The sequence below is a fragment of the Halalkalibacter suaedae genome, assembly GCF_017939705.1.
Classification (GTDB): Bacteria; Bacillota; Bacilli; order Bacillales; family Bacillaceae_D; genus Halalkalibacter; species Halalkalibacter suaedae.
Window position 1 is genome coordinate 158,300 of record NZ_JAGKSQ010000003.1, and the last position, 14,876, is coordinate 173,175.

A 14,876-nucleotide genomic window follows, 5' to 3' on the forward strand; every position below is an offset into this window, starting at 1 on the left:
TCCTTACATAAAGCTTCGTTGAATTAAGCGTTTAATCCTAGCCAATAACTCGTCTAACTTAAAAGGCTTCGTCACATAATCATCTGCTCCCATTTCAAGAGCTTGTACCACTTCTTTTTCATTATTGCGAGCCGTTAACATTAGAATAACTATTTGAGCTTCAGGGTACTCAGCTCTTAATTTTGTAACCAACTCGAGACCATCAATCCTCGGCATAATTCGATCCAAAATAATAATATGACGTTCTCGAGGCTTATACCAATCAGATTTCAGGAATGCTTCTCCGTCCCGAAAACTTAACGAGTTGATCTTGACCCCTTTAACATTAAGCTGTTGGATATTTTCACTTAGAATTTGTCTAATAATCGGATCATCATCGACAACATAAACATGAACATGATTATGCATCTTCTTGACTGTATTATGATCAGAGACCGCAATTTGATTGCGTCCATTCCCCTTCGCTTCATATAATGCTTGATCGGCTTCTTCAATTAAAGATTGAATTGATGTTGCAGCTTCCTTCATTTCAGTTAAGCCACCTGAAAACGAAAGATGAAACATCCCTTCATTTACTTTAAAAGGAACTTCATGAAAATCGACTAGAAAGCGTTTAAGGAAGTTCATGGCCTGTTCCTTTGTCGTATGAGGAAAAATAACTAGAAATTCCTCTCCACCTAATCGAAAGACTAGATCAAGCTTTCTTTTTGATTCATTTAAAAACTCGACAAACTTCACTAAGACCTTGTCTCCAATATTATGACCATACTGATCATTTACTTGTTTAAAATGATCAAGATCAAGTAAAGCAAGAGCAAAGGGTTCATTATATCTATGGTACGCCTCAATCAGACGGTTTGACTCAATTTCTAAAAAGCGTCTTGAAAAAGCACCTGTTAATTCATCAATCATCACTGAATTCTGAACCATTTTTCTAAGCTTCAATCTATTCTCTAAGCGAACAAGAAAGGATTCCTTGACTAAAGGTTTCTTAAAATAATCGCTAACGCCTTTTCGATATGCTTCAAGCTCGATTTTGTCATCAGCTTCTCCCGTAATCATCATAACTGGTATAAACTCTTTAGAGGCCTTTTCCATTAGCTGGTCGAGTAACCGAAATGAGACCACATCAGGCATGACTAAATCAAGAATAATACAATCTGGTCGCTGATTCATGTAGATTTGTAGCCCTTTTTCGCCTGAGAGTGCTGCAAGTACAACATATCCCTTACCTTCAAGTAATCTTTTCATAAAGTCAACAAAATAATGATCATCATCAATTAAAAGAATCAATGGTTTGAGATCGTTGATAACTGCTGGTGACTCATCCTCCATTTCTAATTGCTCTGTTGGCTCTTCATTGCCCCCAATAAGACCAACTAATAGTGGCTCGATTTCCTCATAAGACCAATGTGCTTTATCTTGCTTCTTAACATACGCTAATTGATCTTTGGCAATATCCGCAAATTCATGAAGTCCGATCGTCCCACCTGTACCAACAACTGTATGAAAAAACCTAACCACATCATTCTGATCAACGACTCCTGCTTGTTGCCATTTAGAGATTGTTTCTTCCATACGCTCAATGAATTTTAATTGATACCGTTCCATTTAGTTCTCCTTTTCCCCAGACCTTCTTATGAATAGTAATATGTATAAGTAGTATAACGGAATTCTACAGGATTCGACTAATATTAACAATAGGCTAAACCTAATGAAAAGGGGTTTCTCAAAAATGCAAACACTTTTGAGATACCCCTAAGAATACAGAGATCAAATTAATTTTAATAACACGTTTAATAATTAATTTAACCCCTCAAATTAGAAACTATCCTAAGGCCTACCAACTTCAAAGTATTTAGCTTCGAAGTCATATATATCTTTAGACATATAAGAGCCTATTCCTTTATTTTGACATTATATTTTGTTAACCAATAGTCCATTTGAATAAAATGAGCCAATAGTTGTGGACCTGCCATTAATTGCCCAAAATATGGCTGGCCAGTTGGAAAGCCTCCGGAGTCAGCGATTTCCTTTAATGCATCTTTGTTGATAAATTCAAATATGGCTGCATCCTTTTGGGCTAATATATCCTGCATTCCTTTTTGAACTGCTGCTGTGTAGTTCGGATGATAAGTCTTTGGATATGGACTCTTTTTTCGATACAGGACATCATGTGGTAGCAATCCTTCTAGTGCTTTTCTTAAAATTCCTTTTTCACGCCCTTCAAGACGCTTCATTTCCCATGGGATGTTCCAGACATACTCAACTAATCGATGATCAGAAAATGGTACACGGACCTCAAGACTAGCTCCCATACTCATTCTGTCTTTGCGGTCAAGGAGATTCGTCATAAACCAAATGATATTTAGGTAGGATATCTCTCGACGTCTGGCCTCTTCAGGAGAATCACCATCAAACCTAGGAGTTTCTTTAATTGTTTCTTTATAGCGATCATACACATATTGCTTTAAGTTTAGTTTCTTCTTCCATTTATCATTAAGTAAATTCTCTCTCTCATCTATCGAACGCATCCAAGGAAATCCATCAATGTACATGACTTCCCCTAAGTAAAACATAATACAGGTTAAGTAAATGTTGATACATCAACATTTTCAGCCTTTGCAATTCCATAGGTTATTATCAAGGTTCCTCTGTTCTGTTTTTTCTGTTCCTTCATTAATATAGAACAATAGTATTAGTGTGACCGCTTGAATGAGTTGACACAGCTTTTCTTGAGAAAATGAAACACTTTTTTTCAGTTTAGACTTCCATTTTTTTGAAAAAGTGTGTGTGATGGTTATAACGATAATATAAGCACTGTTTGTCTTTACATTATCTACGTGCACAAAAAGTGTAGATAAACTAAACTAATAATTATGCACATTAACAAAGTTGTACTTGTTGCACTACCTGGCAGAATAGAGCAATAACCAATTGGTAATACGTGGTAACTTGTATTAAAGGGGGAGTTATCTTGGATACATCAATGTTTAATAGTATCGTTGGGTTTTTAATACCATTGATACTAATTATAGCTTCTGTTTATTTGACAATAAAAATCAATTATCTAAAAAGGTTTACACCAACTATAATGCTTGTGTTGTTGGCTATTTTAGTTTTTTAGTTCCACCAATTCTTGCCTCTTTTGACGTAATTGGGGAAGGTTTTGGTATAGCAATTATAACTGCTTATTCTCATTAGATGAGAATAAGCATTCCAGTACAAAGAATCGAACATCATCCATCTTTTCTTGATTATAACGTTTTAACCCTATGTCACTCCGTATATCAAAATACACCTTTCGTTCCTTATTCGGAAAGCAAGTGCCTAAAAGTGCAATGAAACGAATCCGTTAAGGAAAAGAATGATAAAAAACGACAAGTATACGAAAATAGCCATTAAAAGAGACTTCTTCACCATGTAAACGGTGTAAGAAGTCTTTTCAGGAAAATATTAAAGAGTTGGTTGTTTCTTTCTTATAAAGAAAAAGAGCGGACCGAGTATCGAAATCCTATATAATGGTGCTTTAAATCTAAGTAAGAAAAACAGCAAGGTCGGAGCACTTATTTTCCAGATAAGCAAAGGTTTCTTTGTGTAAATATAGCCGAACGTAAACAGAAAAATATACATGAGCCATGACCAGAATATGTTCCAGCCATTTTTAAAGAAGATCATTTTTGTTTTTAATCCAAGAAATTCACAGAAAGCACATTTAAAAGACCATTTGAGGATATGTTTAATCTGTGAAGCTACATTCTCTTGTGGAAGGTTTTTCATGCATAATAAGAACAGCAAAGGGGTGATAAAGTAGATGTGAATAATGCGTAATTCCTTTAAATTCAAACTATTGGACTGAAACTCCCACAGGATACGCCGTTTAAAAAAATAGTAATAAGACGAATTAACAAACGCAATGTATATTAGTGCTTTGAGAAACTTAGGAAGAAGTCGCCAGGTTTTATTTCGGAAATTTAAATGGATTAGGAATGTAGATAGAATGATATGCCTCATGTCATGATCCTTTCAACCGTTATAGGCTAATACAGCAATAGGATATGCATTATTCTCATTAATAATGTAGATAAGATAAATGTAAGAAGGTAAAGAGTTACAGGTTGTTGGAAATAAGACATTTTAACTAACGAAGAAAAAATGTCACCTAATACCACTATATATGGGCTAGCTAATAGAAACTATTCCTTATTACGTATTTTAAGAAAGTGATGGCGTTGTCATAACGGAGCTCCATTTGCTTATTGAACTATGTAGCTGAATATGATCAAATGGAATAATATACCTATAAAATAAGGGGTTACTATGTTATTTTATGTTCAACCTAAGATGAGACAGTATTAGGGAGGAATGCTCTATGCCAGAAAAACCTGCAATTACGTCATCAGAACTAGGTACGTTATGGCTTACTTATCAACAAAAAACAATGATTTTACGAATGTTAGAATATTTTATAGAAAAAGCCGATGACGAAAAAGCAAAGGATATTATGACAAATTTATATGGAGAAATTGATCTTTATATTGGTAAAATAACGGAAATTTTTAAAGATGAAGGTGCTGTCATTCCAGTCGGTTTTTCAGCTCAAGATGTCAACAAAGATGTGCCGAAATTATATGCTAATGGATTCGATATAATGTTTGTTCGTCTATTAAAAGAAATTAGTATGGCCATGCATTCATTAAATATAACGATGGCATATCGAGAAGATGTTGTAATGATTTTTGATGGACTTACTGCCATTACCCAAAAGTATTACAATCTTTGCACACAATATTTGCTTGAAAAAGGGATGCTTGCTCGACCTCCTTATGTCTCAATGCCAAATTCAGTTGAGTTTGTTAAAGATACAAACTATTTAGGCGGACTCGCCATTAATCCATTTAGTGTAAAACGGACATTAAATACGGTAGAAGTTGCTCATCTTCATCATGCAATTGAATCAAATCTCACGGGGATGCAGCTGATTACTGGTTTTGCTCAATGTGCAAATGAAAAAGAAGTAAAAACCTTCTTCAATGAAGGGACAGAACTCGCTAAAAGTATTATAAAGGAATTAAGCGAAGTCTTACTCCAAAGTAATGTACAAACCCCTGAAGTATCGGGTGGTAATCCAACTCGTTCAACGGTCGCTCCTTTTTCTGATAAACTTATGATGTATTGTACAAGTTTATTTTGTAGTTTTTCTATGGGAAGCAACTCACTAGGAACTGCTTTTAGTTTACGAAATGATTTACCAGCAAAAATGGCTATTTTTATGAAAGATATCTTTGAATATGCTCATAAAGGTGCAAAAATAATGATTAACAATGGTTGGATGGAAGAGCCGCCTCAGATGGAAGAACGAAAGCAAATAATTAATAAATAAAAATTCTAAACACTTGAGGTGGAATTTTTCTCAAGTGTTTTTTAGTTATTGAACGGGTGGCTTACGTTGAAGAAGGAAATCCGAAAGAACAACAGTGCATTCAAACAACGTCTCTTTTGACTAACTTTGTGAAGGAATGTACTTAAACAAACGGGTAGCGTTAGTTGAACAAGAAAGGACATAACATATTAGTCATATAAAATATGTTATGTCCTTTAATTTATTTATCTTTTTTAAAATTAGGTCTTGGTAATTAATATCCCACTCGGTATTTTGCCTGAAACGCTATAAGCAGCTTGCGTTGCTGCACTTTGCGATTAGCATATGCGAGAGGGTTGCTAGTTATGCATGGCTTTTTCTTGATGTCAGCAGATAGAATACTTTCTATTTTAAACATCCTTTTTTGTTTTCTAAAATAACAGTAGCCAATAATATGATCTGCGTTGTAAGAATTAATGGTAACAAACCTTTGAGAGATTGAACCGTTCCCATCCATATATATTATTTGTATAGGTTGACGGTTTTCTAAACTCACTTCAAACAAGCATCTCATAATTAAGCTCCTTTCAATACACGTAATGTTCTAGGCTTCGATTCTATCCAATCAACATATCCCTTTTCCTTTAACGTCACTAAATAACGATGTGTGGTTGAAGGAGAACTATGTTCCAATAACGCTCCTAGTTCTCTAGAAGATGGTGCGAAACTATGTTTAGCTATAAACGCCACAATACATGTAAGGACCTGCTTCTGCTTTAATGTAAGTTCCTTCATAAGAAACACCCTCTATTCATCTTTTATTACATTATATACGAACGTACATTCTAATTTCAAGTTGAGAAAGAACATTAGTTCGTATATAATCAACTTAAAAAGAGGTGAAAAAATGCTAACCGTAAATACTAGAGGAAATACTGGACTTATCCATACAGATGATCACTTTATTATTATAGTGAACGGAAAGATGACAGAGCGTTTTGAATTCACAATAGAAAATATAGATGCTGCACTAACGGTATTAAACAAAAGTATGAAATCAAACGAAAAAGTCTAGGGTGATGATATGCACATCAAACCAGAGGAATTGAAGCTAGCAAGATTATTTATCTATTTACCAATGGCCAGAAAAGTGATGGAGAAGGATCTAACAAAAGTAAATGCAGCAGGATTTAAGTTTAGTGAGCCTTACACAGAGATGATAGAAGGATGTATCGAGCGGATCGGCAAGGAGATATACAAAATAAAACGCGATTTGAATAAGATTGGATTGAAGGTATATGCTAAAGATCGGGTCCAGGGTGATTTGTTTGTAAGGTATCTTGTTAAGTGTAGAGGTTTTGAGCAAGAGATGGCTATTCTTAGCGAAGTCATGAAGAATTCAGTCAGAGACATTATTATTAATTATATGGCTTTCAGGAGTTAAGTTAAGATGTTGTTGCACTAACCATTCAACAAGGTCCTTTTCATTCTCTTTTATCTCCCTCCCTATCTTATCCTCTAAATCTCTAATAAATTGCTCTTTATTCAACATGGTTAATTCCTCCTTTTAATTACAATATAATAGGAATAATTAACCATATCAATAGCAAAACTGTAAATAATTTGTTAATTAAGTAATAACATAAGCCCCCACGCGAAGTGAGGGCATTTTGTTTTTATAGACCGATGTGTTTCCTTACTTGTTCGGCGGTATCGAAGCGATTTTTGCCACTTAAAACAGTAAATTTGTCTGCCTTCAAACCGTCTTTGCTACCACCGATTACAAAAAGCTCCTTCGCCATTTGTTGTTTAGAAGCTAGTGTATGACTAACCACCGGTGCTCCTAATTTATTCATAGCCATCTCTGCTGCAGGGTAATCGGCAGATGAGTTAATAACAATTGCTTTCTCTAACATAAATGGTTCCTCCTTTTTTGGTGTAGACTGTGGTTTATTTGCTTCAATTAAACTTTTAATCTTATTTAGGGTTTGTTGACCGGCAATCCCATCTACAGCCAGGTTGTACCTTGCCTGAAATGCTTTTGTCGCCTCTTCTGTTTCTTTGCCAAAGTCTCCATCTGCTCCGAACCGAGGTAATTTCTCACCCAATGTGATGAGGTCCTTTTGTAATGAAGTGACCAATGATCCCTTGCACGTATAAAGAGAGCAATCCCTACCAAGTGTGGTTGAAGACGGGAGAGGTTGATTGCTACTAGGTGGCTTCACACCTACACGAAGCTGAGCAGTCGTTAAACCAAAAGTGTGTTGAAAGTGAGGGTAATCTTTAAAGCTAGTCCAACTACCGCCCCATTCTAAACCTAACGCTTCACCGATAGCTCCCATCCGTCTCCAACGATTATCTACTGTCCAGTTAGCTGATCCATCTGAATTCAGAACCACAAAATCGATAGCCAATCCAAAATTATGATACGAATAACCGCCTTTTGCATTAGTCACAATTGATCCTGTAGCAGTTCGACCTTTTGCGTATAGTGCGTTCTGTTCTGAGATGGTACGCAACCCATGAGTGATTTGAACATAAATTCCTTCTTTGTGACAACGACGAACAATTTCTAAACCCCGCTCAGCAATGTAAGAGTGAACATTCGCCAAATGGCGTTGACTTCGTTCGATTAATGTATTTAAATTCATTATTTACCCTCTCCTTTCTGTTTTGCATCAACAACCGACTCACCGACGATATAAGTCACAGCTACACCGGCAACAGTTAAAATAGACTCCTCAGGCAAATTAAGACCTAAACCTTGATTAACAACAACTAGCAAACCAGTAACAACGGCCAGTAAAAATTTACGAGATAAAAATTTGTTTTTCATATATAACACCCCCTTTCAGTGGAATAAGAAAAAGCGCAGCATCAGCTACGCTCAATGTGGTACTTTTCCATTCGATCCATTCGTTTTTCAAGGGAACTAAGAGAACCTTGTATCTGTTCCAATGTCTCTGCCGTCTTGGCTTGACTTTCATTTGACCTCTCAAGGTGATCCATTAAGTTCTTTTCACGATTCGCTGATTCAATTCGTTGATTTTCATACATAATAAGTAATTGAGCTTCACTCTCTGCTTTTTCTTTTCTCGTTTCACGTATAAAATAAGCTGCCAGGACGATACAAAGGATCGCCCAGACAGCCTGGCTTGTTGCTATTTCGCTTGCTACTTGGTATTCCACAGCGTCACTTCCTTAGGATAAAATAAAAAAGCCTTACTCGGCTTGTTGTTTTTACTTTTATTTTTGTATCCCGATAATTGTTGATCTGACATTTTCAGTCATCTACTAACTTTTTAATTGTTTCATAACGTCTCTTACGTATTTTCTTTGATTCACTTCATAGTTTGGCATCCCCATAGCTTCCAAATCTTCGTAATCAAACTCGTCTTCTTCAATATTCATATTTAATGTTTCAATTGTCCCGCATGACGGACAAGGATCGGTGTCTAAATTTTCGTATTCTCCAAATTGTTCATTATAATTCGCCTTTTGACCAGCTCTAAGATGATGTTTGTAATCTGTATCGCAGTTTATACATCTTAAAAATATAACACCATTATTGAATTTTAATATCATGTTTTTACACTCCTTTTAAGCTGAGTATGATCCTCTCCAGTATCTGTATTGAACTGAGTTACCTCCATTAAGATATAGCTGGAAACCCTCAGGTCTTATATCGTTTACTCCATTAGAACCTCCACCACTACCAGAGATAGTTGTTCTGGAGATACTTGAAGGGGTATATGTCTTTTTACATCTGAATTGTACGATGACAGCCGCAATTGTTCCTGTTGTGTTGTAAGGCTCAATAGCACCTAGACCGCAAAAGCCATACTCAGCACCGCTTTTCAATATTTCAGTACCATCGCCAGCTAATGTTCCTCCAGACGTTTCGAGAAAACTACTAGCGTGTTTACCATCTACAGTATCAGCATCCAACCCACTACCAGAACCATCGTTGGATTGATTCCACACTTTACTACCATTGACCTTTAACTCCTTGTTAAAGTAGAACTCAGGTCTATCGGTATAAATATGAGCGTAACTACTATTCATTGGACCTATATCGACATAGCCGTATGCGTTACTATGTCTTAAAGCATATGAAGATGACGATAGTCTTGAAGCAGTAGACCCAGTGCCTATCAAAGCATCCCCTATTAACTCCGTAACATCAGCATATATCCTCATAGTAGGTAAGTTTGTAAGTGACTCACTATAACCATTATAAGCTGATTTAGCTATAAAAGCATGTAGTGGTGTAACTACGGTACCGGTTGAATTGACGTTACCATTAGTGCCCATCTTAACCCTACCCAAAACAGGCCCACTATCGAGAGTGACTTGGTTACCGCTGGAGCCGCTGTAAATTAACAGGTTATTCGTAGATATAGATCCACTAAAGTTCCCACTTGCGCCATCTAGGTCACCTTTTAGAGTGACATTACCGTTACTATCCACAATAAATTGGTTGTTTACGTTGAGTCCGTTAAGAGATTCTATCTGTAAAGCGGTTATGCTGTTCATTATCTTAGGGTTTACCATTATGGTTAGACCCTTACTGGTTTCCTTGTATGTGCCTGTTAAACTACTGTCGAATAACGGGTACCAGTTAGTGCCATCTTCTGACACTTCTAATCTGGTTTTATAGTATGTTCTACTATCACCATAGTAATGCCATACTTGGATATAATCTATATCTTCGTATACTGCTCCCAGATCGACTCTAACCCAAGCGTGACCCGTAGGTCCATTATAGTAATAATTTGTGTTTATGTTTCCGTCGGTGATAACGCTTGAAGTAGTCCCAACGCTGCTAACCACGCCTTTACCTAAAGCACGATTAGTTGAACCAGATATCGCTTGAATCTCAACCCAATGATTTCCCCCGTTAGAGGTGCTCCCATCAAGCCAATCTCTTATATATCTGATTTTTCTAACAGCATTTACAAACCCATCCCTACCAGGAGGACCGACATCACCCATAGGACCTTTCTCTCCCGTATATCCTCTTGGTCCAGTAGGACCTGTAGAGCCTTGTGGTCCTTGAGGACCTGTGTTACCAGTGTCACCCTTATCTCCTTTGATCAACACCCAAGTATACTTAGATGGATCGGTACTATCAGCTGATACATAGTCCGTATACGTACCAATATACGTCTTCCCAGTAGCAACTGTCGTACTAAATCCACTAGTTCCTGTAGAGTTTGTAGCCCATGCCGTATGGAAATATGGAGTCTGTCCATCAGTACCTTTGGGTCCTTGAATACCCTGATCCCCATCAGCGCCTTTTATCAAACTCCACGCATAACTAGTATAGCTCGTACTATCAGTAGCTGTGTTGTCGACATACATACCGATATAGGTTGCCGAAGCGAAATGACTTGTTGAGAAGTTCTGACCCGTACTCCCAGTTGCATACGCAATATGAGTGTAGCTATGCAACCCATCAGCACCCTTAGGACCTTGGATACCTTGGTCACCCTGAGGTCCTTGTATACCTTGAAGTCCTTGTGGACCTGTATTACCGGTATCACCTTTGTCTCCCTTTTCACCTTTAATCAGAGTCCATGTATATTTAGTTGGGTCGGTACTATCAGCAGATGTAAAATCTGTGTACGTACCAATATGAGTCTTACCGGTTGAGTCAGTTGTACTGAATCCACTTGTACCAGTACTATTAGTAGCCCAGGCGGTATGGAAATATGGAGTTAGACCATCCGCACCTTTAGGTCCTTGTATACCTTGTGAACCATCAGCACCCTTTATAAGATTCCATGCATACTTGGTGTGATCTGTACTATCTGCTGATGTGTTATCAACATACATACCAATGTATGTGGCAGAACTAAAATGGCTTGTAGAGAAATTCTGACCTGTAGTTCCTGTGGCGTAAGCTATGTGGGTGTAGCTGTTCAAGCCATCGGCACCCTTGGGACCTTGTATACCTTGATCGCCTTCTGGTCCTTGTATACCTTGTAAACCCTGAGGACCTTGTTCACCGGTGTCCCCTTTATCTCCCTTCTCACCTTTAATCAGAACCCAAGCATACTTAGTCGGGTCTGTACTATCGGCGGAGTTAAAATCGGTATACGTACCAATATGTGTCTTACCAGATGACACTGTAGTGCTAAATCCGCTAGTACCTGTGCTATTAGTAGCCCATGCAGTATGAAAATATGGAGTTCTACCATCAGTACCCGCTGGTCCTTGAATACCCTGAGCTCCATCGGCTCCCTTTATAAGTGTCCAGTTATAATCACTAGGGTTTGTGCTATCATTTTGACTATTATCGACATACATACCTATATGTGTTTTACCAACCGAATCACTAACTGAAAATCCGCTTGTTCCTGCTGAATTGGTAGCATATGCTATGTGAGTATAACTGTGTAAACCGTCAGCACCTTTAGGTCCTTGGATACCTTGATCACCTTCTGGTCCTTGGATACCTTGAAGTCCTTGTGGACCTTGTTCACCTCTATCTCCCTTAGGTCCCTGGAATAGAGCCCATACATAATCAGATGGATTATTACTCTCACTAGAAGATGTATTGTTATGAGATATACCGATATATTTTTTGCCGGAAGGGTTGTCAGACATTCCGCCACCGTTAGAATAATCTGCATACTTAATCCAGGTATAAGTCGGTACGCCATCATCGCCAGTAGGTCCTTGAACACCTTGGGGTCCTTTAAACAAAGACCAAGTATATTCGCTAGGATCTAACGACGGAGTATCATCAGTTTTGTTATATGCTATACCGATATAGTCTTTACCTGTAGCGTCCGAACTCATGTTAAGACCTGAGTCGTTTTCAGCATACATTATCCAAGTTATGCTTCCATTAATTGACACCCATTTTTTCAATAAAGAATCCCAAGTATGAGCTACCTCAACCGAACTTCCAGTCTTAACCCAAATGATATTAGCTTTACCTGACGGAGCAGTTGGCGACTTAATAATCTTTGTTGAATATTGTCGTTGTAGTTCCCGCCATGTCTTAAGGACGTCTTCTTGTTTATACTCGACAACCTCGCCAAGCTTAAAAGATTTCTGAGATTCGTCAAAAACGGATCGATCAACAAAAATAACCCTCGAGTCCAAATACATTGGAGGGTTAAAGTGTTCATCTTTTACTTTTGCTGAATCACCAAGACGAGTGATCTCATGTTCATAGCCGAATATATGCTCGAGTGAAACGGCATCGAGCTCATATTCAACAGCTGCATCGATACGCTTCTTTAATTCGGTTTCACCAAGTTGTGTAAGTCGATCAAGGGTCATCTCAGTATCGCTTGATTCTGGCTCATACAACTCAATAAGATGTTCACCTTTACGATTCCAGTTCTGGTAAGCTGAATCATTGGTTACGGTTGTCGTTAAACGAGTGCCATCCTGTCGTTCTGGACCTATACAATACAAAGCGGTCACGATACGTTCAGAAAGGATTCTACGTTTAATTCCTACTAAATCCTTACCAAAGCGAATCTCTTTCCCGCGGTTCAACCCACGACGTTTCACAAAGTCCACATACCGTCCTGTTACTTGATCACCGTTTACCACAATACGAAAACGAAGCTCACAATCAAAGAGGCTAGCAATAGCCTTCAGTGCTCCCCAAGCTCCGACATGCCTTTCTATGGTCCAATTTTGAATCCCACTGTACTCGACAACACCAAGTTGCCAATCATCGATTCCTTCTAAGACAAACTGACCAGCACTTTTTACCGTTTCCCCTTCACGAGTCTCAGGAGCGATAATTTTGAGCTTATCGAGCTCTTGATGAGAACCAATCGCATAGACCTCTTTTACACCGACCTCAGTAAGTTCCACCGTCTCATTGACGATAAACTCGTGATAATCCCCATCTTCACCAGGTATAAGCATGCGGGAACGCTTGTCAATCTTATCAACGTGATTAGTTAGTGTAGAGACTTCAAAATCATAAGTCTCAGTATTTTCGAGACCATTCTTATGACTATCTTCAATAACTTCATTGATCCAACCAATAATCTCATCCGTTTGATGATGCAGAACATGAATCATTTATAGCGCTCCCTCCATTCTGCTTTAAATTCCTGAATCGCATTTGCTGGGTTCAAGACAAGGACGTTATCTCCCTTTTTTAAGTGGAAGAACCTCGATCCGAAATCCTTCCTCATGAACAATTCATCATTTTTATAGATCGCCTCTTGTCCATGATCGAAACGAAAAACATCACCTGCTTGACCGATGTACTCTATTCCGTTGGGTTGATCTTTAATCCGTTGGACATCGATGCGGCGAATACGTGACTGTGTTGGAAAGGGATGACTACCATATGATCCAATATGCATCCCCACTGCAGCTAATGGTTTTTGATATTGGTTATTTAAATCATTAAAGAGATATGTCTTTTTATTCCTGGTATAAAGCTCACCATTTTCATTAAATCCCTGTTGGGCAGCTGCAGCAGTAAAAACATTTCCCTCTTTTTGAATATCGATGTAACCAAAGAATTCTTTATAGTTCCACTTGTCAGATACAAAGAAGTGACTATCTGAACCATTCCTAATATTAATTTCAATATCCACTTCACCCGAAGCACGTCGAACTACTGCAGCTAGCTTTCCTATGATTAAGCCAGCTTCATCTAACAAGTAGACCTCTGCCCTTGTTCGAGCTCCGTTATTACTTCCTACGTTAAAATAGGCACGTACTAGATAATCATCTTCCGCACTACCAACCGATTGAGCCAAAGCAGGACCATGCCAAGCGTTGCCTGTTCCGTATGAAGTGGCAATATAATCTTGACTAGCAAGACCAAATTCGCCTGTTTTAACTCCACCATCAGGTGTAAAAAGTGCACTTGTCCATTCAACGAATGATCCTTTTAGACTTTTTATGGTCTCCTTTTTCTGAAAAGGCGTTTCATCTACTTGTGATGGGCTACCAATTCTCATGTAGTCCTCGTCACCAATGATGTCTAGGAACTCAGTTGGCCCATTCAATGTGACGGTGAATGTTGGAGGAGTTGGGGCTGTACCGGTGCTTTGTACTATTACTGGCACTGAAGCGTCCAGTGTTGAAATTTCTTTGATGGAGTTAGCCTCTAGGTATGGATTAGGCATAGTAAGTCTGAGACTAAGCTCGCCATCCTCAGGTGTTAAATTGGAAATATCGTAATATTCCTCTTGCATGACCTCAATCTGGCGATCTGGCACTAAGTCTCGAATAATGATGAAGAGCTCATCACTAAAGAAAATATCATAGATATGATGCTTCTTCTCATCAAATTGTTTAGTACTATCAGCCTCAATTTGCATAACGATATCAACATAACGTTCCTCCTGTTGACTATTCGCCAAAAGGATTCCTGGACGGTTTTTAGTTTTCAACTTTTCCCTCGAGATATTAGGAGAGAGAATGTGAAAAGATTCTACCCAGACACCGATCTCATGCATGTCAGCAATAATCTTATTGTCTTTTACAACATAAAAGTTGTATTGGCTCTTCATCACAA

At 38.1% G+C, this 14,876-nt stretch carries 11 protein-coding genes and 1 pseudogene; 3 read left to right on the forward strand and 9 right to left on the reverse strand.

Translation table 11 applies throughout. The features are described 5' to 3' along the window. Positions 1–3: 3 nt before the first annotated feature. Positions 4–1,611: a GGDEF domain-containing response regulator gene (locus tag J7W16_RS08185; RefSeq protein WP_210596815.1), complete on the reverse strand. Its 1,608-nt coding sequence runs from the start codon at positions 1,609–1,611 to the stop codon at positions 4–6. A 287-nt stretch (positions 1,612–1,898) separates the two neighbouring features. Continuing rightward, a pseudogene (locus J7W16_RS08190) lies at positions 1,899–2,576 on the reverse strand (asparagine synthase-related protein); the annotation flags it as partial. A 1,796-nt stretch (positions 2,577–4,372) separates the two neighbouring features. On the opposite strand from J7W16_RS08190, the gene J7W16_RS08195 reads away from it, so the two are divergent. Further along, the gene (locus J7W16_RS08195) at positions 4,373–5,383 is read left to right on the forward strand and encodes a DUF3231 family protein (protein WP_210596816.1); all 1,011 of its coding nucleotides are present in this window, start codon (positions 4,373–4,375) and stop codon (positions 5,381–5,383) included. 555 nt (positions 5,384–5,938) lie between these two features. Here J7W16_RS08195 and J7W16_RS08200 read toward each other — a convergent pair. Beyond that, on the reverse strand, positions 5,939–6,157 hold the full coding sequence (locus tag J7W16_RS08200; RefSeq protein WP_210596004.1) for a LexA family protein: 219 nt from the start codon (positions 6,155–6,157) through the stop codon (positions 5,939–5,941). Positions 6,158–6,269: 112 nt separating this feature from the next. Between J7W16_RS08200 and J7W16_RS08205 the strand changes: the two genes are divergently transcribed. Both J7W16_RS08205 and J7W16_RS08210 read left to right on the forward strand, forming a co-directional pair. Next, on the forward strand, positions 6,270–6,437 hold the full coding sequence (locus J7W16_RS08205; protein ID WP_210596817.1) for a hypothetical protein: 168 nt from the start codon (positions 6,270–6,272) through the stop codon (positions 6,435–6,437). A gap of 9 nt (positions 6,438–6,446) precedes the next feature. Next, positions 6,447–6,806 carry a YhjD family protein gene (locus J7W16_RS08210; protein ID WP_210596818.1) on the forward strand — a complete coding sequence of 120 codons (360 nt, stop codon included), beginning with the start codon at positions 6,447–6,449 and terminating at the stop codon, positions 6,804–6,806. A 232-nt stretch (positions 6,807–7,038) separates the two neighbouring features. Here the strand turns inward: J7W16_RS08210 and J7W16_RS08215 are convergent, their stop codons facing one another. The 6 genes from J7W16_RS08215 to J7W16_RS08240 all read right to left on the reverse strand — a co-directional run bounded on the left by J7W16_RS08215 (position 7,039) and on the right by J7W16_RS08240 (position 14,871). Continuing rightward, positions 7,039–8,013 (reverse strand): M15 family metallopeptidase, encoded by a 975-nt coding sequence (locus J7W16_RS08215; RefSeq protein WP_210596819.1) that lies wholly within the window; start codon positions 8,011–8,013, stop codon positions 7,039–7,041. Then, positions 8,013–8,198: a hypothetical protein gene (locus tag J7W16_RS08220; protein ID WP_210596820.1), complete on the reverse strand. Its 186-nt coding sequence runs from the start codon at positions 8,196–8,198 to the stop codon at positions 8,013–8,015. The genes J7W16_RS08215 and J7W16_RS08220 overlap by 1 nt, the downstream gene beginning before the upstream one ends. Before the next feature lie 41 nt (positions 8,199–8,239). After that, positions 8,240–8,551: a BhlA/UviB family holin-like peptide gene (locus J7W16_RS08225; protein WP_210596821.1), complete on the reverse strand. Its 312-nt coding sequence runs from the start codon at positions 8,549–8,551 to the stop codon at positions 8,240–8,242. A 105-nt stretch (positions 8,552–8,656) separates the two neighbouring features. Continuing rightward, entirely contained in the window at positions 8,657–8,947 is a 291-nt protein-coding gene (locus tag J7W16_RS08230; protein WP_210596822.1) for a hypothetical protein, read from the reverse strand. A gap of 15 nt (positions 8,948–8,962) precedes the next feature. After that, on the reverse strand, positions 8,963–13,420 hold the full coding sequence (locus J7W16_RS08235; RefSeq protein WP_210596823.1) for a phage tail spike protein: 4,458 nt from the start codon (positions 13,418–13,420) through the stop codon (positions 8,963–8,965). After that, entirely contained in the window at positions 13,417–14,871 is a 1,455-nt protein-coding gene (locus J7W16_RS08240) for a phage distal tail protein (protein ID WP_246879939.1), read from the reverse strand. The genes J7W16_RS08235 and J7W16_RS08240 overlap by 4 nt, the downstream gene beginning before the upstream one ends. Positions 14,872–14,876: the final 5 nt, after the last annotated feature.